Raw genomic sequence first — 25,014 nt, forward strand, 5'->3', positions numbered from 1 at the left:
GCCATGCCGATGCCTGTGAGAAAAAAATGCCGCGGTGGCCAGCCGCGGCATTTTTTTGTGCGGGGTCGACGCGTCAGCGCAGGATGTCGTCGCCGTGATTGCGCACGGCGCTCTCGCGTTCGATTTCCGCGGCTTCGATCTTCGGATCCAGGCCGCGCCACCGCAGGATGCGGCCGCGTTCCTCGGCGGGTTCCCAACCCAGGATGCCGTAGCGCGTGATCTCGGTTTCGCCGGTGTCGAACGCCACTTCGAAGTAGCCCTGACGATCGGGTAGCGTGCTGCCGGGGAACCATTCGGTTTCAGGCATGGTGTGCTCCTTGCTAAGCGATGGAGGGACGCCGGCGCCGGCCGGAACCGGCGGCGGACCTTTTCATTTTGGGCTGGCCGGGGCGATCCCGCAAGCGCCGTCAACCAAGCGGCACGGCGGTGGTGTAGAGCACCTGCTTGAGCGCGAAGCTGGAGCGGATGCTGGCCACGCCGGGAATGCGCGTGATGTGTTCGACGATCAGCCGCTCGAGCGCATCGACGTCGGGCACCAGGGCGCGGATCAGGTAGTCGGCGTCGCCCGACATCAGATAGCACTCCATGATTTCCGGCAGCACCGCGATTTCGCGTTCGAACACGTCGAGCGCGGCCTTGCGCTGCTTGTCCAGCGAGATCTGGATGAACACGTTGACCTTCAAGCCGAGCTTGCGGGCGTTCAGCAGTGTGACGCGGCGGTCGATCAGGCCTTCGGTTTCAAGCCGGCGCACCCGCGCCAGACAGGGCGAGGCCGACAGATTCACGCGCGCGGCCAGCTCGACATTGGTGAGCCTCGCGTCGCGCTGGAGTTCGTTGAGGATACGGATGTCGGTGGCATCCAGGTTGATATCCGGCATAAGAGACCTGTAATTGTGTGGAGAACCATGCACTTGTGCTGAGTATGCATGGTATGGCGGCAAATTGAGGTGAAATATGCTGGGGTTTACCCTATAGACTACCGCTTTCTTTGGTGAATCGGCCAAAGCACGGAATATTCAAGCGGTAGCAGCAGTAGCGATGAGTCAACACAGTACCTTGCGCAAGTTCTTGCCCCTGGCCGGGGCGGTCATGATCTGGGGCGGCAACTGGCCCGTCATGAAACTGGGCCTGGCGCATATGAGCCCGTTGTGGCTGGCGGCCAGCCGGTTCGGGTCGGCCGCGTTGATCAGCGCGGCGGTGCTGGCGCTGCTGGGACGGTTGCGGTTGCCGACGCGCCAGGAATGGCCGCTGGTGGCGGGCGTGGCCCTTTTGCAGATGGGCGCGTTCACCGCGCTGGCCTTGTGGGCATTGCAGTATGTGGCGCCGGGGCGCGCATCGGTGATTGCCTACGCCACGTCGATCTGGGTCATTCCGCTGTCGTCGCTGGTGCTCAAGGAACGGCTGTCGCCGGCGCAGTGGCTGGCCACCGCGCTCAGCTACGCGGGCATCGGCGTGATCGTCGCGCCGGCCTTCAGCCCGTGGCAGGCGCATACCGTCATCGGCCTGGTGATGCTGCTGGGCGCCTCGTTTGCCTGGGCCTGCAACATCATCCAGTTGCGCGGCAATCGCCACGTGCGCCTGGGCGCCGACATGATTCCGTGGCAGACCGCGATCGCCACCGTGCCGCTGGCCGCGCTGGCCTGGCTGCGCGACGGCGCTCCGGCATTCCTGGGCGTGCCAGACGCCTGGCCGGTGATCCTGTACACCGGGCCATTGGCCACGGCGCTGACCTTCATCGTGGTGCTGGGCATGACGCAGAAACTGCCGCCGGTGGCGACCTCGATTGCGATGCTCTGCGTGCCGGTCATCGGCCTGATCGTGTCGTCGGTGGTGTTCCATGAACACCTCTCGCCAGACCTGATGCTGGGCCTGGGATTGATTGCGCTGAGCGTGGCCGCGTCGGCCGCGGCGGCGCGCGTGAAACGTCCGCTGGCGCTGCGGCCGTCGTAGGAGCGGCATGCTATCGTTGCGGTATTGAACTGAGAGTCACGCATGGCATTGCATCGTTTCGAGAAAGGCGAACTGGGACATTGGCTGCGCATCGTTGCCGACAATTCGGAACCGGGCGCCGTCCAGACCACCGTGCCCGCGCATGTGGCCGAAGCCTTGCAGACGCTGCGCTGTATCGATCCCGGCCCCGACGGCGCCTGGCGGATCACTGAAAAGGGCAAGCTGGCGCTGCGCATGGAAGAGCCCGGCGCCATCCATCTGCGTTAATCCCGATTTCCACTGCATGTTTGTGACGGCGTTGGCGCGTCACGAATTGGTGCATTTATTGCGAATGTCTGCGCGTTCCAATCGAGCGCGCGGCCGGGCTCATCCAGATGGGCTACGGGAATCTCCTGAGACGGTTTGTTCGATTTGGCAGCGTCCGGACGTATCGCCGCCAGCATGTCGCCGGTAAGATGAACTTGCGTGACGAATTCAGGTCTATTCATTTGCGCGGGAATTATGCACCCGCTACGTCACGCGTGGTTCACGCGTTTAGGTAACCGACTGGGAGGTAGCACATGCAGCATCGTGACCAGGAAGTACTGATCGACGTTTCCACAGCGGCCATGGATACCGGCGGATATGGCGTATTGCTGACGGTAACGGCTGAGGGCGGCACCGAAGTGGATGCCGCGTTTTCCCACTTGGGCAACTGCGCTTCGTTGGACGAAGCACGCGATCGCGCGGAAATATTCGCGCAGAACTGGGTCGAGGAAAACATCTTCCGATAGGCGCATCCGCGCTTGAAGGAAGCTGAACGGCTGTACCGGTCTGTGTGCGCATGACGCTCAGAATGGCGTTCCAGAGATGGCGGCGGAAATTTCGGTTATCGTCGCTGCTTCAAAACAAATGGCTCTCATCGGGCCTGCGTCATTCCAAGATGACTGCCGCACAGACCAATTCCGCGCTGGCGGAGCACATCAACGCTTTTCACGAGCATTTCGACTCGGTCATCCTGCCCATGTGGATGGGGCGGGGCTTCAATGACGCCTTGGGTCTTCCCTTCGAATCCCTGGATGCCGCCACCGGCGAGCCGCTGCCCGCCGAGCGCTATCGCGCCATGGCCTGCGCGCGTCAGTTGTATGTGTATGCAGGCGCGCCGGGCGCCGCCGCGGGCGCGCATGCCGACCGCTTGTTCGCCTCGATGTGCCGCGTGTTCCGCGATGAGGAGCATGGCGGCTGGCGCTACAGCGTGGATGCGGACGGCCGGCCGCTCGACCCGACGCAGGACCTGTATACCCATGCCTTCATTGTGTTCGCCTGCGCCGCGTATTTCCGCCGTTCGCGCAACGCGCAGGCGCGCAAGCTGCTGCTGGCCACGGCCGAGACCATCGAATCGCGCTTCAGGATGAGCGACGGGCGCTATCAAGCCGCGCTGAGCCATGATTGGGGCGAGGCGTTGCGCGGGCCTGCACAGAATCCCATGATGCACCTGACCGAGGCCTACCTGGCCGCGGCCCAGGTAGCTGAGCCGGCGCTGTTCGCGGCCCGCCTGCGCGGCCTGGCGCAGGTCATGAGCCAGGTGTTCCTGAGCGCGCCGACGCAGTGCATTGCCGAACTGCCGCTGGGCACGCCTGGCAATCGCATCGAGCCGGGCCACCAGTTCGAGTGGCTGTCGCTGGTGCGCGAGTCGGCCGAGGTGTTCGACGGCCTCGATCTGCTGGAGTCGCTGCCGCGCGGCGTGCACTGGGCCCGTGGCCACGGCGTGGACGCGGGGGGCGTGCTGGCCGCACTGGACGAGCGGGGAGCGGTGCTGGACGACACCCGCCGGATCTGGGCGCAGACCGAGTACCTGCGCGTGCTGGCGGTGCTGGGCGACCTGCCGGCGTTGAACCGGGCGCTGGCCGGCTTTCGCGCCCGTTTCCTGCACCCCGGCGGCTGGTACGAATGCCTGGACCGTGAGGGCGCGGTGGCGCGGGCGGATATGCCGTCGACCTCGCCCTACCACCTCGCAACCTGCCTGGCGGCCTTGCCAGCCGTTGTTTAATTGCGCCGTTAACAATTTTTGTCTAACCGGGAATAGGTTTTTATAGAAAAAAATTGGTGAAATCCCTTACAATTTGGTAACCAAGTTATTGGGGAAGCATCAATGAGCGTTATGTGCTTGGCTTGCCAACGCATCAACCCCGGGTTGGCGGGTGTCGCACCGCATTCGCACCTGGGGCATCAGGGATTCACCAACCCGACTCAGAAGGGCCGTGAGGAAAGCCGCGAGGACCATTTTCGCTGCTTGAACTGCGGCGCGAAGTGGCTGCGCGAGACGGACAAGTGGGGCGTGGACCTGGGATTCAAACTGGCGCCCTGACGCGCCGCAACACGCCGGCCGAGAGGCCGCGAATCGCCTGTCATGATCGGGCCCCTGTCGGGGCCCGTTTTGTTTTGTAACGTATTGTCGTAATTTCAGGCCGGCGGCTCAACTGTGGCTTCGGGATCCTGTCCGGCGGTATCGAGAAGCCACTCGCGGAAACAGGCCAGGGCGTAGTGGTCGCGCCGTTGCGGCGGGGCGCACAGGTGATAGCCGCGCGCGATGGCGATGCGCAGATCGGGGAAGGGGGCGGCCACGCGGCCGGCCTGCAGGTCGTCCTGCACCAGGCAGCGTTGCAACACGGCGATGCCCATGTCGGCCATGACGGCGCGCACCAGGATGCTGACCTGGTCGAAACCGCTGGCAAGCTTGAGCGGGGCGCGGCGCACGCCAGCGGCCTCGAACCAGCGGTCCCAGTTGTCCTGGCCGTTGGCGTGGTACAGCAACGGCTCGCCGAGCAGGCCCGCGGGGCTGTCCCACAGGCCCGCGGCACGACGGGCGGCCAACCGGGCGGGGCTGCAGATGGCGATCATTTCGCGGCCGATCACGTAGTCGGCCTGCCAGCCAGGCCATTGGCCGGCCACGCCCGAGAGGATGCTGGCGTCGGGCGTGGCGCCCGAGAAATCCTCGTTGCGGCGGTAGGCCGCGAAATCCAAATGGATTTCGGGATGACGCCGATGGAAGTCGGGCAGGCGCGGCACCAGCCAGGCGCTGGCCAGGGTCGGCACGCTGGACAGCGTCAGCCGCAGGCGGCGGTCGTCGGCGCGCAGTTCGGCGCTGAGCGCCTCGATGGCCTGCAGCGGCGCCAGGCCGCCTTCGTAGAGCTTGCGGCCGGTTTCGGTCAGGGTCAGCCCATGGGCGTTGCGGCGCATCAGCGGCTGGCCGAAATGCGCTTCGAGCCGCGCGATGGCGCGGCTGACGGCGCCCTGGGTCACGCACAGGGTCTCGGCCGCCTGCGTGAAGCTGCCCAGCCGCGCCGCCGTCATGAAGGCGTGCAGTTCGGACATGGACGGCGAATGCAGGCGCATGGCGCGACGGGTTCCAGCAGGGCGCGAGCGCGGCCCTAGCATGAGCGTTGGTAATGAAGGCGTGCAATATAGTCGTTTGAAAGCGGATCGTAAAGTTCGGACACTGGCGGCCTCGCAGCAAGCCCTGCACCTTTTCCGGAGTCGCTCCATGTCCCGCCGCTTTTTCGGCTGTTCCGCGCGCATCGCGCTTGCCGGCGTCTGCGCCGCGCTGTCTTTCGCTGGTCCGGCGCACGCCGCCGACTATCCTTCCCGCCCCATCAAGCTGGTGGTGCCGTTCGCCGCGGGCGGTTCGACCGACATCGTGGCGCGCCTGGTGGCCGAGTACGCCGGCCGCGACCTGAAGCAGACCATCGTGGTCGAGAACAAGGCTGGCGCGGGCGGTTCGCTCGGCATGGAGCAGGTGGCGCGTTCGACCGCCGACGGCTACACCATCGGCATGGCGACGATGAGCACGCACGGTTCCAATCCGGCGGTCTACCGCAAGATGAACTACGACCCGCTCAAGGACTTCGAGCCGGTGGCCAACGTGCTGGCCGTGCCCAGCATCTTCGCGATCAATCCGCAGGTCCCCGCCAAGAACATGGCCGAGTTCGTCGCCCTGGCCAAGGGCCAGGCGGACAAGTACAGCTTCGCCTCGCCGGGCGTGGGATCGCTGGGGCACGTGAACATCGAGAACTTCATGATGCTGGCCGGCATCAAGCTGCTGCACGTGCCGTATCGCGGCGCGGGCCCGGCGCTCAATGACGTGATGGGCGGGCAGGTGGACGCCATCACCGACAACCTGTCCTCGACCTTGCCGCAGGTGCTGGGCGGCAAGCTGCGGCCGCTGGCGGTGTTGGGCGCCGAACGCTCGCCGCTGCTGCCGGACGTGCCGACCTATATCGAACTGGGCTATCCCGACATGGGCACGGGCGGCTGGTTCGGCCTGGTGGCGCCGGCCGGCACGCCGCCGGCGGTGGTCGAGCGCTTGAACCAGGCCGTGCGCGCGGCGATGCAGGATCCGGAGTTCCGCAAGAAGGCCGAGGACGTCGGTGGTACGCTGATGCCGACCACGCCGCAGGAATTCAAGGTCCAGATCGAACAGGCCCTGGCGCGCTACGCCAAAGTCGCCAAGGCCGCCAACATCCAGGCTGACTGACGATGACGAACGCCGACTTCCAAGCCGTTTCCGTGCATGCCCCGACCGCGCCGGCGCTGCCGCTGGTGTGTGATTCGCCGCACAGCGGCGAGCGATATCCCGCCGATTTCGGCGCCGCGGCCAGCCTGGCGCAACTGCGCCAGGGCGAGGACACGCACGTGGACGCCTTGTGGTCGGCGGCGCCGGCATTGGGCGCCACGCTGGTGGCGGCGCACTTTCCGCGCGTCTACATCGATCCCAACCGCACGCTGCGCGATCTGGATCCGGAGCTGCTGGCCGAGCCCTGGCCCGAGCCGCTCGACCCCGGCGAGAAGACCCGCCTGGGCAAGGGCCTGATCTGGCGCCGCATGGACAAGGCCACGCCGATCTACGACCGCAAGCTGTCGCTGGCCGAAGTGCGCCACCGCATCCAGGCGTACTACGAGCCGTATCACGCGGCGCTGGCGCAGGCCATCGAAACCGCGCAACGCGATTTCGGCGCGGTCTGGCACCTGAACCTGCACTCGATGCCGAACGACGCCTACGAACGCCTGGGCCGGGAGAGCGCGCATCCGCTGGCGGACTTCGTGCTGGGCGATCGCGACGGCACCACCTGCGAACCGGAATTCATCGCGCTGATCGAGACGGCGCTGCGCGACCGCGGCTACACGGTGGCGCGCAACGATCCCTACAAGGGCGTGCAGTTGATTGCGCAGATCGGCCAGCCGGCGTTGAACCGCCACAGCCTGCAGATCGAGATCCGGCGTCCGCTGTACATGGACGAGGTTACGCGCGAACGCAATGAGGGCTTCGCGCCGCTGCGCGCGGACCTGTCGCAGGTGCTGGCGCAAGTGGCGCAATATGTGCGCTCGCGCATGGCCGCCGTATCGTCGACAAAATAGACTCGGTTGAATATTGTGTGGCCGCGCGGCCGCGATTGAGATCAATCAATCGCGGCCGCGCCTCCGCTTAAGTTTCCCGACGCCGGGCCGTTGTCGCTAACAACGAGCTGCGCCGCCGATTGGCGCGGCCTAAAGGAAACCGGTATGGCCGAGAAGATCATCAATGGTTTTTCCGTCGTGGCGTATGCGACACAACCCGAGGGGCGCATCCCGGCGCGCGCCTTCCTGGAAACGCGACGGTTGCCGGCCAAGGGCGATGCCGCGGCCAAGCCTGCGCCGCAAGCGGATCAGGACGAGGACGGCCAGACGCAGGATGACGCGGATGAGCCGGAAAGCCTGGCCTTCGAGATCTTCGTGACGCGCCGTTTTCGCGGCGCGGTCGAAGCGATGTCGGCGGCGCGCAACGCGCTGGATCGCGTCAAGTCCGTGGATGAGCACGGCGTGCCGGATCACCTGCCGGACTGACGCAGCCCATATTGTTATCCCCACTTTGTATTTGTCGAACGCCTGAGCACGGGCCGATGATGCCGCATGGCAAGCATCGCCATTCACAGTCTGCTCAAAAGGAAGGTTGATGAATACGAACGTCCAAGCGCGCGCCAATCCGGCGCGCAGTATTTCGCGCCGCTCGTTGCTGCGCGCGGCGACCGTGGCCGGCCTGGCCGCGCCGCTCGGCATGCTGGGATCGCGGGTGCTGGCGGCCAATGGCGCGCCGCGCACCTATAAGATCGCGTGGAGCCAGACCGCGGTGTGCCAGTCGCCAGTCTCGGTGGCGCTGGAGCGCGGCTTCTTCGACAAGTACAACCTCAAGGTCGAACGCATCAATTTCAGCGGCTCGACCGATCAATTGCTCGAAGCCATCGCCACCGGCCACGCCGACGGCGGCATCGGCATGGCGCTGCGCTGGCTCAAGCCGCTGGAGCAGGGCTTCGACGTCAAGCTGGCGGTGGGCACGCATGGCGGCTGCATGCGCCTGCTGACGGCGGCGGATTCGCCGGTCAAGCGCGTGCAGGACCTGAAGGGCCGCCGCGTCGCGGTGTCGGACCAGGCCAGCCCGGTGAAGAACTTTTTCGCGATCCGCGTGGCGCAACTGGGCATCGATCCGGAATCGGTGGACTGGCGCCAGTATCCGCAGGACCTGTTCGGCGAGGTGCTGAGAAAGGGGGAAGTCGATGCGATCGCGGGCGATGATCCGCTGATCTACACGCTGCGCGAGGACAACGAGCTGCGCGAGATCGCCACCAACATCGAGGGCGACTACGAGAATCGCACCTGCTGCGTGCTGGGCTTGCGCGGCGACCTGGTCCGCAATGATCCCGAGTCGGCGGCGGCCATCACGCGCGCCGTGATCGACGCGCAACGCTGGACCGCGTCCAACCCCGACGAGACCGCGCGCATCTTCGCGCCGTACGTGCCGGGCAAGGTGCCGGCCGAGCGCGTGGCGGCGATCCTGCGCAGCCACAGCCATGGCCATGCGTCGACCGGCGCAGCGCTGCGCGACGAGATCGTGGGTTATGCCAAGGACCTGAAGACGATCAAGGTGCTCAGCGCCAACCTCGACATCAACAAGTACGCGCAAGCGGTGGTGCCCAATGTCCTCGGCTGACGCGCTGGCGGTGGCCGCGTTGCGCGGCGCGCCGGCCGCCGCGCATCCCTGGCGCCTGTGGAAGACCGGTGTGGTCGCGGCGGCGCTGTGGGCCGCGGTGGGCGCGGTGACGTTGCGCTGGCCCAACGTCGAGGTGGGTTTCGTTTCGTGGGGGTATACGCGGGAATTCGGCATCGCGGCGCTGGTGCTGGCGGCATTGCTGCTGCTGGTGGCGGTGGCCGGCGCTGGCCGGCGCCGGCCGGCGCGTGCGCTGCATCGCGGCGGGCCGTGGCTGGTGCTGCTGGCGCTGGCGGTTGGGGCGTGGGAGATCGCGACGGCCAAGCTGGCGTTGCTGCCCAGCCCGTTCTTCGCGCCGCCGCAGTCGCTGATCGAGGTCTACGCGACCGACTACAAGCGGCTGGCGGACAGCCTGGGCAATTCGCTGTGGCTGCTGCTCAATGGCTTCGGCCTGGGCGCGGCGGCGGGCTTCCTGACGGGCGTGGCGATCGGCTGGTCGCGCGGCCTGGGATACTGGGTGCATCCGGTGCTGCGGTTCCTGGGGCCGGTGCCGTCGACGGCGCTGCTGCCGATGGCGTTCTTCTTCTTTCCGTCGGGTTGGTCGGCGGCGGTGTTTCTGATCGCCCTGGCGACGTGGTTTCCGGTCACGGTGTTGACGTGGTCGGGCGTGGCCGGCGTGAACCGCGCCTATTACGACGTGGCGCGCACCATGGGCGCGAGCGAGTGGTTTCTGGTGCTGCGGGTGGCGATTCCAGCGGCGTTGCCGCAGGTGTTCGTCGGACTGTTCATGGGGCTGGGCGCGTCTTTCTCGGTGCTCGTGGCGGCCGAGATGATGGGCGTCAAGTCCGGCTTGGGCTGGTACCTGTCGTGGGCGCAGGGGTGGGCCTCGTACGCCAACATGTACGGGGCGCTGATCGTGATGGCGCTGGTGTTCTCGGGACTGATCACGCTGCTGTTCGCGGGGCGCGACCGCCTGCTGGCCTGGCAGAAGGGAGTGGTGAAATGGTAGTGGCGGCACTGGAAGGCACGGCGGCATCCGCGGCGCGCGGCGCGGCGCTGGCGGTGCGCGGCGTAAACCATCGCTTCGAGCTGGACGGCGCGGCGTTGCCGGTGCTGGACGACATTGACCTGGAGGTGCGGCCCGGCGAATTCGTCGCGCTGCTGGGCCCCAGCGGCTGCGGCAAGTCGACCCTGCTGCGGCTGGTGGCGGGGCTGGAGCCGCCGGCGCAGGGGGATCTGCTGGCCGATGACGAGCCGATAGACGGGCCATCGCCATCGCGCATCGTGGTGTTCCAGGATCCGACGCTGTATCCATGGCGCACGGTCTGGCACAACGTGGCGCTCGGCCTGCAGGCGCGGGGTCTGTTGAAGACGCAGCGCGCCCGCGTCGACGACGCGCTGCAGCGCGTGGGCCTGGCGGCCTTCGGCCAGGCCTATCCGCACCAACTGTCGGGCGGCATGGCGCAGCGCGCGGCATTGGCGCGCGCGCTGGTGAACGATCCGCGCATCCTGATCCTGGACGAGCCGCTGGGCAAGCTCGATTCGCTGACGCGGATCGCGATGCAGTCCGAGCTGGTGGAACTGTGGCAGCGCAGCGGTTTCACCGCCTTGCTGGTAACGCACGACGTGGAAGAGGCGCTGTTCATGGCATCGCGCATCATCGTGCTAAGCGAGCGGCCGGCGCGCATCAAGGACGAGATCGTCAATGACCTGCCGTATCCGCGCCATCGCGGCGATCCGCGCCTGGCCGAGCTGCGGCGCCGCGCGCTGGCGTTGTTGGGACTGGATGCGACGTGGTGAGCAACGCGGGGTTGGCGCTGGCTGTCGCGGTGGCGCCGGCCAGCATGCTGGCGTGCCTGGCCGCCGCCCGCCGACGCGCCGACGGTCAGGCGATCACGGCCGGCCTGCCGTTGCCGGTGCTGGCGGCGCTGGCCCTGGCGGCCGCGATTGGCGTGGTGGCGCTGGGCTGGCAGCGAACGCAGGGGGCGCCCGGGCTGTTGGGGTCTCGGCTCGGACACCTGGCGTTGGCCGCGGCGGCGTTGTTGTTGCTGGCGGGGCTGGCCGCCGCCTGGCTGCATAGCCGCGCGCCGGAACGCGCGGCGCGGGCCGAGTGGCGCCGGGCCGGCGCCACGCTGCTGGGCACGATGGCGCTGCTGGCGGCGTTGCTGGCCGTGGCGATTGCCTGGCAGTCGGATGAAGCGCTGGCGATCGCGCATTGGCCGTTCGCGTGGCGCTACGACGCCGACCTGCCGGTCAGCGGCCACACCTGGCGCCGCCTGTGGCTGGCGCTGGGATTGACGCTGGTGGCGCTGGCGCTGCTGACCGCGGCTTTGTTCGCGCGGCGCGGCAGGCTGGTATTGCTGACGGCCGCCGCGGGATTGTTGGCCAGCGCCAGTTGGCCCGCGCCGCGGCTCTTGTTGACGGAGGCGACGCACACGTCCTATCAGCGTTCGCCGCTGGTGTTTTCGGATGACAACCTGCTGCGGGGCGCGCGCCTGTACCAGGCGCATTGCGCGGCTTGCCATGGGGTCCGGGCGGATGGGCGCGGCGTGCTCGCGGCCGCACTGCCCGCCTGGCCCAGCGTGCTGGGCGCGGCGTTGTTCGACAACCGGCTGGAGGGCGAGTTGCATGCGCGCCTGGCGCGCGAGGGAGCGGCGCACGGCGGCGCGGTGGCGCCAGGGAAGGCGCTGTCGCCGGACCAGGTCTGGCTGGTGCTGGACTATCTTCGCGTGCAGGCCTATGGCGTCAGCGGCGGCGCGGGGATGCCGGCGATTCCGGCGCCGGTGGTGGCGTTGGCCTGCCGCGATGGGCGCGCCGTCACGTTGTCGGAGCTGCGCGGCCTGCCGGTGCGGGTGGCGGCCTTCCGCCCCGGCGCGCCGCCAGAGCCCCTGGATCCGCGCCTGCTCACCGTCGCATTGACGCGCGGCGGCACACCGGCGGCGGACGCCGATTGCGTGGCGGCGAGTGAGGCGGCGTGGGAGGCCTATGCGCTGGCCGCGGGCGTGGCGCCGGCCGACCTGGCGGGCGCGCAGTTCATGGTGGACCGGCGCGGCTGGCTGCGGGCGCGACGGCTGCCGGGCGCGGCGCCGGCCTGGACCAGCGCGGACAACGTCTGCGGTCCGGGCGGGCGCATGGAGAACACCTCGGCCCAGGGACTGGGCGCGCTGTTGCAGGCGATGGATCGTTCCCCCATCGATATTCCGGATACGCGGCGCAGGCATTGACGCGCCATCGCGCGGCGTGGCGGCCGGGCATCTTTTCCTTTCACCCTTTACTACCGCGAGGCAGGCAAGATGAGTACGTTGAACGAATACCTGGGCCAGAAGCGCGAGGCGGTGCTGGCGCGCAATGCGCGTGATCCGGGCACGGTGACGCCGGTGAAGCTGCGCGCGCATGTCAGCGCCGAAGGGCGCAGCGGCGTGCGCCGCATACGCATCCGCGACCATCAGGTGGTGAGCGACAGCCCGGCGGATTTCGCCGGCTACGACCTGGGACCGAGTTCGCCGGAGCTGCTGCTGGGATCGCTGGGCAGTTGCCTGACGCACATCTTCCTGATCAAGGCGGCCGAGCTGGAGTTGCCGCTGGACTCGCTGGAAGTCGAGATCGAAGGCGACCTGGATCCGCGCGGCGGCAAGCCGGGCTATGAGAAGGTGCCGTTCTACCCGCACAACATCCGCTACACGGCGCACATCGTGTCGCCGGCCGATCCGCAGGCGGTGCGGGCGGTGCATGAGGCGGTGGAGCAGTGGTGCCCGATCCTCAACCTGCTCAAGCAACCGCAGCCGCTGCAAGGCAGCGTGCGGCACACCCGGCCGGGGGCTTGAGCGGCGGCCATTCGCGCTGCGCGTGGCGCGCCGGCCGGGCCGGGGCGCCAGGCCAGGCCGATGGAGAAGGGTTCAGGTCAGCGAGCTGCGCATCAGGATCTCGGTCAAGGCCCGGGTGGGCTTGTTGGGCGTGGGCGCCGAGATGACGATGAATTCGACCTGCGGCAGCGCCGGCAGGGCCAGCGCGCCGGCCGGCGCGGCCAGCCCGGCGGTGGAAAGGTGCGAAGGCTGCACGGTGATGCCCAGGCCGGCGCGGGCGGCCGCCTGGCAGCCGGCATAGCTGGTGCTGGTACAGACGATCTGCCAGCCGCGGCCGGCGCGCGCCAGCGCATCCAGCGCCAGGGTGCGGGTGACGCTCGGCTCGCGCAGCAGGATCAGCGGCAGCGGCGCGTCGGACGCCAGGCGCAGCCCTTCCTTGGCGCGCCACAGCAGGGCCTCCTTGTGCAGGGTCTGGCCGCGGCGGTCGCCGCGGCGGCGCTTGCCGATCATCACGTCCAGGCCGTTGTCGTCCAGCAGGCGGTAGAGGTCGCTGGTGACGCCGATGGTGATGTCCAGCTCCACTTCGGGATGCGCCTGGCGGAACGCGGCCAGCACGTCGGGCAGCGGCCCCATCGCCAGGTCGTCGGAGGTGCCGAGCCGTACGCGGCCGCGCAGCCGCAGGGCGTCGAACAGCCGTTCGGCGCGCTCGTGCGCGTCGAGGATGATCTCGGCATGCACCAAGAGGCTGCGGCCGTCGCTGGTCAGGGCCAGCGAGTGGGTGTCGCGCAGGAACAGGCGGCGGTTCAGGGCCAGCTCCAGTTGGCGGATGTGTTCGCTGACGGTGGGCTGGGTCAGGCCGAGGCGGCGCGCCGCCTCGCTGAAGCTGGGCGCGCCCGCGGCGGCGGCGAAGGTCTTGAGCCAGAGCGGATTGAGCATGGCGGCCTGCTTATAGGAAAGTCCGATAGCAGCTAAAGTAACCAGCGGCCTTCACGATAGCAAGCGGCGCGCCTATAGTTTCCGCAACCTTCCCGGAAACCTCCCGCCATGCGCCGCTTCCTGCCTGACCAGTTCACCCTCATCCTGATCGCCACCGTGGCGTTCGCCAGCTTTTTCCCCGCCGTGGGCAAGGGCGCGTCGTTCATGATGGTGGCCAGCAACGTGGCGATTTCGCTGCTGTTCTTCCTGCACGGCGCGCGCCTGTCGACGGACGCGATCGTGGCCGGGGTCAAGGACGTGCGGCTGCATGCGCTGATCCTGGGCTGCACCTTCATCCTGTTCCCGGCGCTGGGGCTGGCGCTGCGGGCCGTGTTTCCCGGGCTGCTGACGCCGTCGCTGTGGCTGGGCGTGATCTTCGTGTGCACGCTGTCCTCCACGGTGCAGTCGTCGATCGCCTTCACGTCGATGGCGCGCGGCAACGTGCCGGGCGCCATTTGCGCGGCCACTGCATCCAACCTGTTGGGCACGGTGCTGACGCCGCTGCTGGTGGCGGTGCTGCTGCATCGCCAGGGCGGCGGCCACGGCCTGGCCGATGCGGGGCGCATCCTGCTGCAGTTGCTGCTGCCGTTCGCGGTGGGCAGCCTGCTGCGGCCGTGGATCGGCGCCTGGGCGCAGCGCAACAGCCGCGTCCTGTCGAAGGTGGATCGCAGTTCGATCCTGCTGGCGGTCTATACCGCGTTCAGCGAAGCGGTGGCGCAGGGCATCTGGCACGCGTTCCCGGCGATAGACCTGGCGACCATGGTGCTGGTCAATGCGTTGCTGCTGGGGGCGGTGCTGCTGATCACGACGTGGGGCAGCCGCAAGCTGGGACTGTCCAAGGAGAACGAGATCACGCTGGTGTTCTGCGGCTCAAAGAAGTCGCTGGCGTCCGGCATTCCGCTGGCCACCGTGCTGTTCGGCACCTCGCAGATGGGCATTGTGGTGCTGCCGCTGATGATCTTCCACCAGATGCAGTTGATGGTCTGCGCGGTGCTGGCGCGCCGCTATGCCGATCGCGCCGAACCGGCGCAGGCGGCCGAACCGGCCCGCGCCTGACGCATCAGGCGTCGCTGGCAAGCGGCTGGACCTTGCCGCTGGGCTGCCAGTAGACGGCGCCGTCGCGCTCCTGAACCGTCAGCACCGTGAGGCGCCCGTTCTTGCAGGGGCCGCCCACGCACAGGCCGGTGTCGGGCTGGTAGGTGGCGCCGTGGCGCGCGCACATGATCAGGTCGCCGGCGCGCGTGAAGAAACTGCCTTCCCAATCGAGTTCCACGCCCACGTGGGCGCAGCGATTCAGATAGCCATGGACCCGGTCCTGGTAACGCACGAAGAACGCCGTGGTCTGCCCCGCGCTGTCGGAGACCGGCAGTTTGACGCCCAGCCCGCCATTGACCAGGTCGGTGGCGGCGCAGACGCGGACTTCGGGAGCGATGCGTGAATCCTGCATGGAAGGCCTTGGAATCAAAGGGTGCGATCTTGGGTCAGGGGGCGGGGCTTGTCAATCGGCCGGCGCGGCGGTGTTTTCCTGCTGCCGCGCCCACATCGCGGCATACAGGCCGCCCGCGGCCAGCAAGTACGTGTGGCGGCCGCGTTCGGCGATGCGGCCATCCTCCAGCACGATGATCTCGTCGGCATCGGCCACGGTGGACAGGCGGTGGGCGATGATGAGCGTGCTGCGACCGCGGCTGACTTCGCGCAGGTTGGCCTGGATGTCGCGCTCGGTGCGGGTGTCGAGCGCGCTGGTGGCCTCGTCGAACAGGAAGATGGCCGGGTCCTTGAGCAGGGTGCGGGCGATGGCGACGCGCTGCTTTTCGCCGCCGGACAGCTTGAGGCCGCGTTCGCCCACCATGGTCTGGTAGCCGTCGGGCATGGCCATGATCAGGTCGTGGATGTGCGCCAGCCGGGCGGCGTGCTCGATCTCGGCGTCAGTGGCGCCGGGACGGCCGTAGCCGATGTTGTAGCGGATGGTGTCGTTGAACAGCACGGTGTCCTGCGGCACCACGCCGATGGCGGCGCGCAGGCTGGACTGGGTGACGTCGCGGATGTCCTGGCCGTCGACCAGGATGGCGCCGGCGTCGGCGTCGTAGAAGCGGAACAGCAGCCGCGCGATGGTGGACTTGCCCGCGCCCGAGGTGCCGACCACGGCCACGGTCTTGCCGGCCGGCAGCGTGAAGCTCACGCCCTTGAGGATGGGCCGGCGTTCGTCGTAGCCAAAGCGCACGTCGCGGAATTCGACTGCGCCGCCTTCCACGCGCAGCGGCTGCGCGTCCGGGCGGTCCGCCACTTCGCGGTCCTGTCCCAGCAGCTCGAACATGCGTTCCATGTCGATCATGGCCTGCTTGATTTCGCGGTAGATGAAGCCGAAGAAACTGAGCGGCGAGTACAACTGCAGCAGGTAGGTGTTGACCAGCACGAAGTCGCCCAGGGTGTAGCGGCCCGCGGCGATGCCGTTGGCGGCCATCCACATCACCAGCGTGAGCCCGGCGGAGATGATGATGGCCTGGCCGACGTTGAGGATCGACAGGCTCACCTGGCTGCGCACCGCGGCGCGCTCGTAGCGGGTGAGCGAGGCGTCGTAGCGGCGCGCTTCGTGTTCCTCGTTGCCGAAGTACTTGACCGTCTCGTAGTTCAGCAGGCTCTCGATGGCCTTGGTGTTGGCCTCGGAGTCGGTTTCGTTCATGAGCCGGCGGAACTTGGCGCGCCATTCGGTGACGGCCAGCGTGTAGGCCATGTACAGGATCACCGTCGCGCCGGTGGCCAGCGCCAGCCAGGCGTCGAACATGCGCCATAGCACGACGCAGACCAGGCCGATCTCGAAGAAGGTCGGCAGAATGTTGAACAGCAGGAACGACAGCAGCGTCTGGATGCCCTTGGTGCCGCGCTCGATGGCGCGGGTCAGGCCGCCGGTCTGGCGTGTCAGGTGGAAACGCAGCGCCAGGCCGTGCAGGTGACGGAAGATGCGCAGGCCGACCGAACGGATGGCGTGCTGGCCGACGCGGGCGAAGAGGGCATCGCGCAGCTCCGAGAACAGCAGGGACAGGACCCGCGCGCCGCCATAGGCCAGGATCAGGCCCAGCGGCACCGTCACCGCGCCCGGCGCGCCCTGGCCCAGTGCGTCGATGGCGTGCTTGTAGAGCACCGGCACGTACACGGTGGCCGCCTTGGCGGCGAACAGGCAAAGCAGGGCGGCCACCACGCGCGCCTTGAGGCCTGCCTGGCCGGGCGGCCAGAGGTACGGAAAGAGGGTGCGCAGGGTGGCGAAGCCACCGCGGCCGGGCGTGCGGGAATCAGGTGCGGTCATGGGGGCGAGAGCTGCTCAGGCGGGGGCGGGCCAGGGTTCCAGTGGGGGGTGACAGGCCCCGAAAAGGCCCATTATCGGGCACCAGCGCTATGATCTAGTTGAAAACCCCTGGGATGGACGTATCACTCCCGGGGGTTTTCCATCCGGTTTTCGCATTGTTTTTCCATACGGGCGCAGCAGGGCGGGCCCGTTATCAACGGTAGGCCAGGGGTACGCCCGGCAACATCCCTGGCTGCGCGACCTGGCGCGATTTCGCCGTGCGAGCGTCGCGTCGCAAGCTTCGGAGGGTGTTATGGCGAAGGTACCCACAGTGAAACTGAACGACGGCGGCAAGATTCCGCAATTGGGCCTGGGTGTGTGGCAGGTGCCCGATGACCAGGCCGCGGCCAGCGTCAAGGAAGCGCTGGCGGCCGGCTACCGTTCGGTGGACACCGCCGCGATCTACGGCAACGAATCCGGCGTGGGCGCCGGGCTGCGCGCGGCGGGCGTGGCGCGCAAGGATCTGTTCATCACCACCAAGCTGTGGAACGACAGGCACGGGTTCGATGCCGCCCACCAGGCGATGGATGAAAGCCTGGAAAAGCTCGGCCTGGCCTACGTGGACCTGTATCTGATCCACTGGCCGGTGGCGGGCAGCGACAAGTTCGTGGACGCCTGGCGCGCCATGATCGAGATGAAGGAAGACGGCCGCGCCCGTTCGATCGGCGTGTCCAATTTCACCCAGGCCAACCTGGAACGGCTGATCGATGCCACCGGCGTCACGCCAGCGGTCAACCAGATCGAACTGCATCCGGGCTTCGCGCAGCGCGAGTTGCGGGCCTTTCACGACAGGCATGGCATCGCCACCGAGTCCTGGAGTCCGCTGGCGCAAGGCAAGATCACCCAGGACAAGACCATCCTGGAGCTGGCGCGCAAGCATGGCAAGTCGCCGGCCCAGGTGACGCTGCGATGGCATCTGCAGCACGGCCTGATCGTGATCCCGAAGTCGGTGACGCCGGCGCGCATCCGCGAGAACATCGACGTGTTCGATTTCGAGTTGTCGGGCGCGGAGATGGCGGCGATCGACGCCATCAAGGAAGGGCCCCGCCTGGGACCCGATCCGGAGAAGTTCGGCAAGTAGGACGGACGCGGGCGGCGGGCGCCGCCGGCGTGCCCCGGGGCTTGCGCGAGGCGGATTCCCGTATCGACCGGCCCTACGCCTCGGGTTGCCTGGGCGGGAAGAACCAGTAGCGCACGATGACCACCAGCAGGATGGTCAGCGCCGTCCACGAGGCCCAGTGCCAGGCGCCGGTGCCCAGCAGCGCCGCCAGCAGGCCGAAGATGCTGAGCACACCCAGGAGGATCGGCACGCCCCAGACGAACAGGAAGCCGCGCGGGGATTTCTTGTTCATGCGGGACTCCGTTGCGGGGTGGCGGCGGCCTGGTGCTTGCGCACCAGTTCGGCGATGCGGGCTTCGGTGGCGCGGCGCCGCGCCAGCCACAGGTAGAGGCCGCTGACCAGCACCACGATGGTGATCAGATCGAGCACGGCCCAGATGATCTTCAGGGGCAGGCCGCCGTAGTCGCCGAAGTGCAGCGGACGCGACAATTCCAGCGCGGTCAGGTACCAGGGCATTTTCGCGATGGTGGTCAGCTCGCCGCTGCGGCCGTCGATCAGCACGGGCGTGTTCATCTTGGAGGTCAGGGGCGTGGCGCCGCGCATCCAGGTGATGTAGTGGTGCGGACTGCCGAAGGCGTTGCCGGGGAAGGCGATGAACGACACTTCGTTGCCGGGCAGGGCCTTGCGCGCGGTGTCCGCCGCGCTCTGGGCCGACGACAGTTCGGCGGGCACGCCCTGGCCCTTGTAGGGTTCGAGGATGCGCACCAGTTCGGTGGATTGCCACAGGCGGAACAGCGGCGTGGATAGTTCGTTGATGACGCCGGTCAGGCCCACCACGAAGGCCCACACCAGCGTCACGATGCCGAGCAGGTTGTGCAGGTCGAGCCATTTGAGGCGGGTGGAGCGGCCGGCGCGCACGGTGCCGAATTCCAGCTTCTTCATGAAGGGGCCGTACAGCACCACGCCGGAAACGATGGCGATGCAGAACAGCAGACCCATGAAGCCCAGGAACAGCTCGCCCGGCAGGCTGGCGAACAGGTCGACGTGCAGGGCCAGCATGATGCCCATGAAAGAGAACTTGTCTTCGGTGTAGAGCGGGCCATCGAGCAGCACGTCGCCGGTGCGGCCGTCCATGCGCACCGCGTGGCCGGAGACCTGGCCGTCGCCAGGCTTCTTGGCCATGCCGACGTAGACCTGGGGTTCGTCGGGATCGAAGAACAGGTAGTCGACCACTTCGCCCGGATACATGGACTTGGCGCGCTCGACCAGGGTGTCCAGATTGGCCGGCGGGGTGGAGGCGGGCACGTCCGACAAGGGCTTGGCATCGTCGAGCCAGTGCTCGATTTCGTGGTGGAACACCAGCGGCAGGCCGGTCAGGCAGATGATGAGCAGGAAGATCGTACAGACCAGACTGGTCCACTTGTGGACCAGGTACCAGGTTTTGATGGTGGAGGCGGCGGTCATGGCGACGGCGGGGCGGCTGGCGCGGCCCCCTTCAGGATGGATTTTGGGAAAGACGGAACATTATCACGAATAATAGCTATTCTCGTAACGCAATTTTGCGAATGCGCGTGTGAAAGCCAGGTGTAATCGGGGACGTATAAAAGCGGGTTAAAAAGAAACATGGGCCCGATTGGGCGGGCTGGATCATCATGCAGCAACGTTTTCTGAAAGTGCCGCGCAACGAGCTGGGCCGTGATTTCGCGGTGGGCGACGTGCACGGTTGTTTTACCCGCCTGCAGGACAGCCTGGGGCGGATGGGGTTCGACGCCAGCCGCGACCGGCTGTTTTCCGTTGGCGACCTGGTCGACCGGGGGCCGGAGAGCGAGGCCGCGCTGGAGTGGCTGGCGCAACCCTGGTTCTACGCGGTGCAGGGCAACCACGAGGACTATGCCGTGCGCCACGTGCGCACCGGGCAGGTGGACGTGGTGAACTGGCGCGGCTACGGTGGCGGCTGGTTCCTGGACCTGCCTGCCGACCGCCAGCAGGTCTATGCGGAAGCGTTCGGGCAGTTGCCCATCGCGATCGAGGTGGACACCTCGGCCGGTCCGGTGGGGCTGCTGCACGCGGACTGTCCGGTGCTGTTCTGGCCACGCCTGGAATCGGCGCTGCAGGACCGCTACAAGCGCACCAGCGCGGCCTGCCAGTGGTCGCGCGAGCGGCTGCGGCAACTGGACCGCACCGGGGTGCGCGGCGTGCGCGCCGTGGTGGCGGGCCACACGCCCGTGGCCGCGCCGCTGGCGCTGGGCAACGTCTATCACATCGATACCGAGGGCTGGAAGGACGGCTACTTCACCTTCCTCGACCTGGCAACGCTGCAGGCCTGGCCGCGCGCGGTGGTGACCGAGCCGGATACGGAAGCGGTCCGCTGACGCGGGCCGCGCGCCCTCGATCCGGCCGCGCCTACCAGCGGTAGGTCGCGGTCGCCAGCACCGTGCGCTGATCGCCATAGCGGCAGGCGCCAGCGCTGCAATTGCTGAGATAGGTCTTGTTGCCCAGGTTGCGCACGTTCAGCGCCAGGTTCCAGCCCTGTACCTGGTAGCCGATCATCGCGTCGAACAGCGTGTAGCCCGGCAGCTTCTCTGCGGCCGACTCCTGGTAGCCCCAGTTCGGTCCGGTGTAGCGCGCGCCCAGGCCGATCTTGATGCCGGATGCGAAGCGGTAGTCGGTCCACAGCGCGATCTGGTTGCGCGACACCGCCTGCATCTGCTTGCCGACTTCGCTGGGCGTGCTGCTGGCCGTGACCTCGGCCTTGGGCGTGTACGTGTAGGCGGCCACCACGTTCATCTGCGGCAGCGGCCGGAACGCGGCTTCCAACTCCAGGCCACGCACCTGCACCTCGCCGGTCTGCTTGGGCAGGAACTCGGGCGTATAGGTGATGTAGTTGTGGCGCCGCAGGTCGAACACCGCCGCGCTGTAGCGGCTGCGCCCGCCGGGCGGCTCGTAACGGATGCCGAGTTCGTACTGGCGCCCGGTTTCCGGCCGCATCGGGCTGTTGGTCACCGGGTCGATGGTGGCGGTGGGCGAGAACGATTCGGCGTAGCTGAAGTACGGCGCGATGCCGCTCGGATGCAGGTAGACCAGGCCGGCGCGCTTGCTGAAATAGTGCTCGGAGATCTTGGTGCGGGAGCCGTCGATGTTGCTGTCCACGTCCGCGCTGGCCTTGTCGTAGCGGCCGCCGAGCGTGGCCACCCAGTTGCCCCATTTGATCTGGTCCTGCAGGTAGAAGCCGGTCTGGGCCAGCCGGGTGGTGGCGTCGAACCAGGGCGCGGCGGTCTCGACCGGGCTGCCGTAGGACGGCGAATAGCCGTCGATGGGCGCGACCACGCCGTCGTTGTAGGTGCGCTGGTAATTGCGCGAACGCTGGTAGTCCAGTCCGAACAGGAAGGTGTGGGTCCAGTCGCCCAGGGCGACCTTGGCCTGCGCCTGGTTGTCGATGGTGAAGAGCCGCGCGTTTTCCTGGCTGCCGAACGGGAACCGTTCCAGCAGGCGGAAGTTGGCGGGGTCGTCCGGGTTGGCGGGGTTGACCGTGGCGAAGCCGCCGCGCACGTAGACCTGGCGGTAATCGACGCTGGTGTAGCCGTAGCGCGTGTTCTGGCGCACGGTCCAGGTGTCGTTCAGGCGGTGTTCCAGCAGATAGCCGACCATCCACTGTTCCTGGTTGAAGCGGTCGAAGCCCGGTTCGCCCACATAGGTATTGCGCGAGAATTTCCCGTTCGGATTGGGTAGCTGCGTGCCGATCTCGGGAAAGCTGCCGTAGGAACTGCCGTCGCGCACCCGCAGATAGTGCGACAGCAGGGTCAGGGTGGTGTCGCTCGACGGCTTGAGGGTCAGCGCCGGCGCGATGAAGAACCGGTCGTTGGGCAGGCCGCTGGCGGGCAGCTCGGCGTCGCGCGCCAGGCCCGTGATGCGGTAGAGCACCTTGCCGTTGTCATCCAGCGGGCCCGAGAAGTCGCCGGCCACCTGGCGCCGCGAATGGTCGCCGACCTGCGCTTCCAGTTCGTGCAGGGGTTCGTCGGTGGGGCGCTTGCTGACGACGTTGATCATGCCGCCCGCGCCGTTCTGGCCGTACAGCACCGAGGTCGGGCCGCGCAGCACCTCGATGCGCTCGGCGCCGTAGACCTCGGTCTGCCAGACCGCCCAGCTGTTGTTGTTGCGCAGCTGCAGGCCGTCCAGGTAGTAGCCCGGCGTCTGCGCGTCGAAGCCGCGGATGATGGTCCAGTCAAAGCGCGTGTCGGCGCCCCAGGGCAGGGTGTTGATGCCCGGGGTGTAGGCCAGGCTTTCCTTCAGGCGCGAGGCGCCGGTTTCGCGGATGAAATCGGCGGTGACGACGGAGATCGACTGCGGCGTTTCGAGAATGCTGCTGTCGGTCTTGGTGCCGGTGGCGCTGCGGCTGGCCACATAGCCGTCCACCGGGCTCCAGGCCGTTTCGGGGCGGCCGGTGACGGTGACGGCCGGCAGCGTGGCGGGGCTGTCGGCGGTGGGCGCCGGACGCAGCGCATAGGCGCCGTTGGCGCCGCGCACGACGCGCAGGCCCTGGCCCTGCAGCAGGGTGGCGAAGCCGTCCTGCACGGAATAGGCGCCGTTCAGGCCGGGGCTGGTCTTGCCGCGGGTCAGGGCGCCGTCGGCCGACAGCTCGATCCCCGCCTCGCTGGCGTAGCGGGTCAGGGTCTGGTCCAGCGGACCGGATGGGATCTGGTAGGTGCGCACCGGTGTCTGCGTCCCGGCGGGCGCAGGCGCTACCTGGGCTGGCGCCGGCGAGGTGGCCAGGAGGGCGCCGCCCAGCGCCAGGCAGAGCGCGGCGCGGCGCGGGAGCAGGCGGGGGGCGGTGGGCCGCGCGGAGAGGGGCGCGGTGATGCGGAACGGAGAGGAAAGGTGGCGGCTCGCCATCGGGTCGATCCCAGAAAGTACGGAAGAAAGTGTTGCGACTGCTATGTCTTCCGGACGAGCGGGCGATTTCCTCAATGCCGCGCCAACAAAAATTGCAACAGGGGCCAGGGTTTGCGCGGGGCGCTTCTGGCGGTCCATGCGCCCTAGCGTGCTGCCCGGGGGCCGACGGTGACCCAATAGCGGCTGAGCGTGTGGATGTCGACTGGCACGCCCAGCGTCAGGTTGTGCAGGGCGCGGTCGGTGTCGCGCAGGGGGAAGACCCCGGTGACGCGGAGCTCGGCGACGGCCGGGTCGCAGCGCAGGAAGCCGCTGCGGTAGCGGGCCAGCCGCGCGGTGAAGTCCGCCAGCCGCATGTCCTCGGCCAGCAGCACGCCGCGCGTCCAGGCGGCGTCGGCCTCGCGCGCCGCGGCGGGCGGCTCGGCGCGCTGCGGGTTGAAGCGCGTGCGCTCGCCCTCATGCACCCGCAGGACCGCCTGGGTGGCCGCGCCGGGATAGACGTCGACCGCGCCCTGGTAGACCGCCAGGTGCGCCTGTGGGCCGGCGTCGCGCAGGGTGAAGCGGGTGCCCAGCGCCTGCACCATGCCTTGCCGGCTCTGCACGCGCAACGGCCTGCCCTGGGCATCGACAGCGGTCGACACCAGGATTTCCCCGGCCAGCAGCAGGATGCGGCGCTCGTGGCGGTCGAAGCGCACGTCGATGGCCGAGCCGCTGTCGAGCACGACGCGGGAGCCATCGGCCAGGGTGATGTCGCGGATCTCGCCGACGGCGCTGCGGTGGTCGGCGGCCAGCATGCCCCAGCGCCCGCTTTCGCGCCAGAGCAGGGTGGCCCCGGCGGTGGCGGCCGCCGCGATGCCCAGTGTCCGCAGCGCTTTGCGGCGCGCGGCATAGGCCTGCGGACGGGCGTCGAGCAGCACCGTGCGGGAGGCCGGCTCGGAGACCCCGGCCAGCTTGGCGTCCATGACCTGCAGGCGGCGCCAGGCGCGCAGGTGGTCGGGATGGGCGGCCAGCCAGGCGTCACAGGCCGCGCGGTCGGCCGCGCTGGCCTCGCCCGACCACAGCCGCGCCATCCAGCCCGAGGCGCGGCGCACGACCGCGGGATCGATCGCCGGCCCCTGGCCGGCGGCCGCGTCAGTGCGCGCCATCGTAGAGGGCCTGGTAGCACGCCAGCAGCGCCGCCGCGACGTACTTCTCGACCGAGGAGACGGACACGTGCAGCCGTTCGGCGATCTCTCGGTAGCTCAGGCCGTCGAGCTTGCACAGCAGCAGCGCCATGCGGGCCTTGGGCGGCAGCTTGTGCAGGATGGTGTCGACTTCGATCAGGGCCTCGACCGCCAGGGCGCGGACTTCCTCGGACGGCGCCAGCGCCACCGGCAGCGCGGCGATGGCCTCGAGGTAGGCGGCTTCGATGCCGCGGCGGCGATACAGGTCGATCAGCAGGCCGTTGGCGATCTGGGTCAGGTGGCGGCGGGACTGGTCCGGCTGCGGCGTGGCGCCGGAGGCCAGGATGCGGACGTAGGTGTCGTGCGCCAGATCGGCGGCGTCGAAGGCGTTGCCCAGCCGCTTGCGCAACCAGCCGCGCAGCCAGCCGTGGTGGTCACCGTAAAGCACTTCGATGGGCTGGGGGGAGGTCCCGGTCGCGGACATGATGGACTGGCGTGGCGTTGGCGCGGCGCATCCCATGATCCGGAATGCGAATTATTCCGGATCATAGTTGATCCGCGCGCGCGCCGGCAAGCCGGTCTTTCCCGGGCGGATCGGGGGGGTTAGAGCGGCCGCGCGGCCAGCGGCCCGGTGCCGTTGACGGCGCTGGCGCGGGCCGGGATGTCGGCGTCGACGCGCGGCACCGGGATCGGCGGGATCGGGGTGTTGCCGCCGTCGCCGCCCGGGTTGCCCCCGGAAGCGCCACCCAAGGCGCCGCCCAGCGTGCCGCTGCCCGCCGCCGGGATCGGAATCGGCTGCGCCACCGGCGCCTGCTGGCCCGGCGCCGGCTGTGCGGGCG

Annotated in this window: 27 protein-coding genes and 1 pseudogene; 16 read left to right on the top strand and 12 right to left on the bottom strand. The window is 68.3% G+C overall.

Features of this window, described 5'->3' with window-relative positions; all coding sequences use genetic code 11:
* Positions 1-73: 73 nt before the first annotated feature.
* A complete protein-coding gene (locus HV783_RS11375) occupies positions 74-307 on the bottom strand; it encodes a hypothetical protein (RefSeq protein WP_054432335.1) in 234 nt (77 codons plus the stop codon).
* A 100-nt stretch (positions 308-407) separates the two neighbouring features.
* Positions 408-878: an Lrp/AsnC family transcriptional regulator gene (locus HV783_RS11380; protein ID WP_006388018.1), complete on the bottom strand. Its 471-nt coding sequence runs from the start codon at positions 876-878 to the stop codon at positions 408-410.
* Between the two features lie 160 nt (positions 879-1,038).
* Between HV783_RS11380 and HV783_RS11385 the strand changes: the two genes are divergently transcribed.
* The 5 genes from HV783_RS11385 to HV783_RS29645 all read left to right on the top strand — a co-directional run bounded on the left by HV783_RS11385 (position 1,039) and on the right by HV783_RS29645 (position 4,297).
* Entirely contained in the window at positions 1,039-1,950 is a 912-nt protein-coding gene (locus tag HV783_RS11385; protein WP_064528659.1) for a DMT family transporter, read from the top strand.
* Positions 1,951-1,992: 42 nt separating this feature from the next.
* The gene (locus HV783_RS11390) at positions 1,993-2,217 is read left to right on the top strand and encodes a hypothetical protein (protein ID WP_006394087.1); all 225 of its coding nucleotides are present in this window, start codon (positions 1,993-1,995) and stop codon (positions 2,215-2,217) included.
* A gap of 293 nt (positions 2,218-2,510) precedes the next feature.
* Positions 2,511-2,723 (top strand): hypothetical protein, encoded by a 213-nt coding sequence (locus HV783_RS11395; protein ID WP_006218759.1) that lies wholly within the window; start codon positions 2,511-2,513, stop codon positions 2,721-2,723.
* A gap of 149 nt (positions 2,724-2,872) precedes the next feature.
* Positions 2,873-3,979, top strand: a complete 1,107-nt coding sequence (locus tag HV783_RS11400) for an AGE family epimerase/isomerase (RefSeq protein ID WP_175189152.1) — start codon at positions 2,873-2,875, stop codon at positions 3,977-3,979.
* Positions 3,980-4,081: 102 nt separating this feature from the next.
* On the top strand, positions 4,082-4,297 hold the full coding sequence (locus tag HV783_RS29645; RefSeq protein WP_006388022.1) for a hypothetical protein: 216 nt from the start codon (positions 4,082-4,084) through the stop codon (positions 4,295-4,297).
* Between the two features lie 95 nt (positions 4,298-4,392).
* Here HV783_RS29645 and HV783_RS11405 read toward each other — a convergent pair whose 3' ends face one another.
* Entirely contained in the window at positions 4,393-5,325 is a 933-nt protein-coding gene (locus HV783_RS11405) for a LysR substrate-binding domain-containing protein (RefSeq protein WP_175189153.1), read from the bottom strand.
* 148 nt (positions 5,326-5,473) lie between these two features.
* On the opposite strand from HV783_RS11405, the gene HV783_RS11410 reads away from it, so the two are divergent.
* The 8 genes from HV783_RS11410 (at position 5,474) to HV783_RS11445 (ending at position 12,771) form a co-directional block, all read left to right on the top strand.
* Positions 5,474-6,463, top strand: a complete 990-nt coding sequence (locus HV783_RS11410; RefSeq protein WP_049074970.1) for a Bug family tripartite tricarboxylate transporter substrate binding protein — start codon at positions 5,474-5,476, stop codon at positions 6,461-6,463.
* A 2-nt stretch (positions 6,464-6,465) separates the two neighbouring features.
* Positions 6,466-7,344, top strand: a complete 879-nt coding sequence (locus HV783_RS11415) for an N-formylglutamate amidohydrolase (protein WP_054503837.1) — start codon at positions 6,466-6,468, stop codon at positions 7,342-7,344.
* Positions 7,345-7,488: 144 nt separating this feature from the next.
* Entirely contained in the window at positions 7,489-7,809 is a 321-nt protein-coding gene (locus HV783_RS11420) for a hypothetical protein (protein ID WP_064528667.1), read from the top strand.
* Positions 7,810-7,918: 109 nt separating this feature from the next.
* Positions 7,919-8,950, top strand: a complete 1,032-nt coding sequence (locus tag HV783_RS11425; RefSeq protein WP_054503835.1) for an ABC transporter substrate-binding protein — start codon at positions 7,919-7,921, stop codon at positions 8,948-8,950.
* Positions 8,937-9,956, top strand: a complete 1,020-nt coding sequence (locus HV783_RS11430) for an ABC transporter permease (protein ID WP_054503834.1) — start codon at positions 8,937-8,939, stop codon at positions 9,954-9,956. The genes HV783_RS11425 and HV783_RS11430 overlap by 14 nt, the downstream gene beginning before the upstream one ends.
* Positions 9,950-10,747, top strand: coding sequence for an ABC transporter ATP-binding protein (locus HV783_RS11435; RefSeq protein WP_054503833.1), 798 nt, complete (start codon positions 9,950-9,952; stop codon positions 10,745-10,747). Before HV783_RS11430 ends, HV783_RS11435 begins: the two co-directional genes overlap by 7 nt.
* On the top strand, positions 10,741-12,171 hold the full coding sequence (locus HV783_RS11440; protein WP_302477717.1) for a c-type cytochrome: 1,431 nt from the start codon (positions 10,741-10,743) through the stop codon (positions 12,169-12,171). The genes HV783_RS11435 and HV783_RS11440 overlap by 7 nt, the downstream gene beginning before the upstream one ends.
* A gap of 69 nt (positions 12,172-12,240) precedes the next feature.
* Complete coding sequence (locus HV783_RS11445; RefSeq protein WP_064528671.1) at positions 12,241-12,771, top strand: OsmC family protein; 531 nt, start codon at positions 12,241-12,243, stop codon at positions 12,769-12,771.
* 72 nt (positions 12,772-12,843) lie between these two features.
* On the opposite strand, the gene HV783_RS11450 is transcribed toward HV783_RS11445, so the two are convergent.
* The gene (locus HV783_RS11450) at positions 12,844-13,686 is read right to left on the bottom strand and encodes a LysR family transcriptional regulator (protein ID WP_175189154.1); all 843 of its coding nucleotides are present in this window, start codon (positions 13,684-13,686) and stop codon (positions 12,844-12,846) included.
* Between the two features lie 108 nt (positions 13,687-13,794).
* On the opposite strand from HV783_RS11450, the gene HV783_RS11455 reads away from it, so the two are divergent.
* A complete protein-coding gene (locus tag HV783_RS11455) occupies positions 13,795-14,781 on the top strand; it encodes a bile acid:sodium symporter family protein (protein ID WP_063569750.1) in 987 nt (328 codons plus the stop codon).
* Positions 14,782-14,785: 4 nt separating this feature from the next.
* Here the strand turns inward: HV783_RS11455 and HV783_RS11460 are convergent, their stop codons facing one another.
* Positions 14,786-15,172 carry a Rieske (2Fe-2S) protein gene (locus tag HV783_RS11460; RefSeq protein ID WP_064528675.1) on the bottom strand — a complete coding sequence of 129 codons (387 nt, stop codon included), beginning with the start codon at positions 15,170-15,172 and terminating at the stop codon, positions 14,786-14,788.
* Between the two features lie 51 nt (positions 15,173-15,223).
* Positions 15,224-17,026, bottom strand: a complete 1,803-nt coding sequence (locus HV783_RS11465) for an ABCB family ABC transporter ATP-binding protein/permease (RefSeq protein ID WP_162876637.1) — start codon at positions 17,024-17,026, stop codon at positions 15,224-15,226.
* Positions 17,027-17,318: 292 nt separating this feature from the next.
* Here HV783_RS11465 and HV783_RS11470 point away from each other — a divergent pair, with 292 nt between their 5' ends.
* Positions 17,319-18,146 (top strand): aldo/keto reductase, encoded by an 828-nt coding sequence (locus HV783_RS11470; RefSeq protein ID WP_049074951.1) that lies wholly within the window; start codon positions 17,319-17,321, stop codon positions 18,144-18,146.
* Positions 18,147-18,219: 73 nt separating this feature from the next.
* On the opposite strand, the gene HV783_RS11475 is transcribed toward HV783_RS11470, so the two are convergent.
* The gene (locus HV783_RS11475; RefSeq protein WP_054503827.1) at positions 18,220-18,417 is read right to left on the bottom strand and encodes a hypothetical protein; all 198 of its coding nucleotides are present in this window, start codon (positions 18,415-18,417) and stop codon (positions 18,220-18,222) included.
* The gene (locus HV783_RS11480) at positions 18,414-19,589 is read right to left on the bottom strand and encodes a PepSY-associated TM helix domain-containing protein (RefSeq protein ID WP_054503826.1); all 1,176 of its coding nucleotides are present in this window, start codon (positions 19,587-19,589) and stop codon (positions 18,414-18,416) included. Before HV783_RS11480 ends, HV783_RS11475 begins: the two co-directional genes overlap by 4 nt.
* Before the next feature lie 188 nt (positions 19,590-19,777).
* Between HV783_RS11480 and HV783_RS11485 the strand changes: the two genes are divergently transcribed.
* A complete protein-coding gene (locus tag HV783_RS11485) occupies positions 19,778-20,497 on the top strand; it encodes a metallophosphoesterase (RefSeq protein ID WP_054503825.1) in 720 nt (239 codons plus the stop codon).
* A gap of 31 nt (positions 20,498-20,528) precedes the next feature.
* Here HV783_RS11485 and HV783_RS11490 read toward each other — a convergent pair whose 3' ends face one another.
* The 4 genes and pseudogenes from HV783_RS11490 to HV783_RS11505 all read right to left on the bottom strand — a co-directional run.
* Positions 20,529-23,015, bottom strand: a complete 2,487-nt coding sequence (locus HV783_RS11490) for a TonB-dependent siderophore receptor (protein WP_175189155.1) — start codon at positions 23,013-23,015, stop codon at positions 20,529-20,531.
* 143 nt (positions 23,016-23,158) lie between these two features.
* Positions 23,159-24,157: a FecR domain-containing protein gene (locus HV783_RS11495; protein WP_254603877.1), complete on the bottom strand. Its 999-nt coding sequence runs from the start codon at positions 24,155-24,157 to the stop codon at positions 23,159-23,161.
* On the bottom strand, positions 24,144-24,659 hold the full coding sequence (locus HV783_RS11500; protein ID WP_049074942.1) for a sigma-70 family RNA polymerase sigma factor: 516 nt from the start codon (positions 24,657-24,659) through the stop codon (positions 24,144-24,146). The genes HV783_RS11495 and HV783_RS11500 overlap by 14 nt, the downstream gene beginning before the upstream one ends.
* 119 nt (positions 24,660-24,778) lie before the next feature.
* Positions 24,779-25,014, bottom strand: a pseudogene (locus HV783_RS11505) (hypothetical protein); the annotation flags it as partial.

This window comes from Achromobacter dolens (assembly GCF_902859745.1).
Taxonomy (GTDB): Bacteria; Pseudomonadota; Gammaproteobacteria; order Burkholderiales; family Burkholderiaceae_B; genus Achromobacter; species Achromobacter dolens.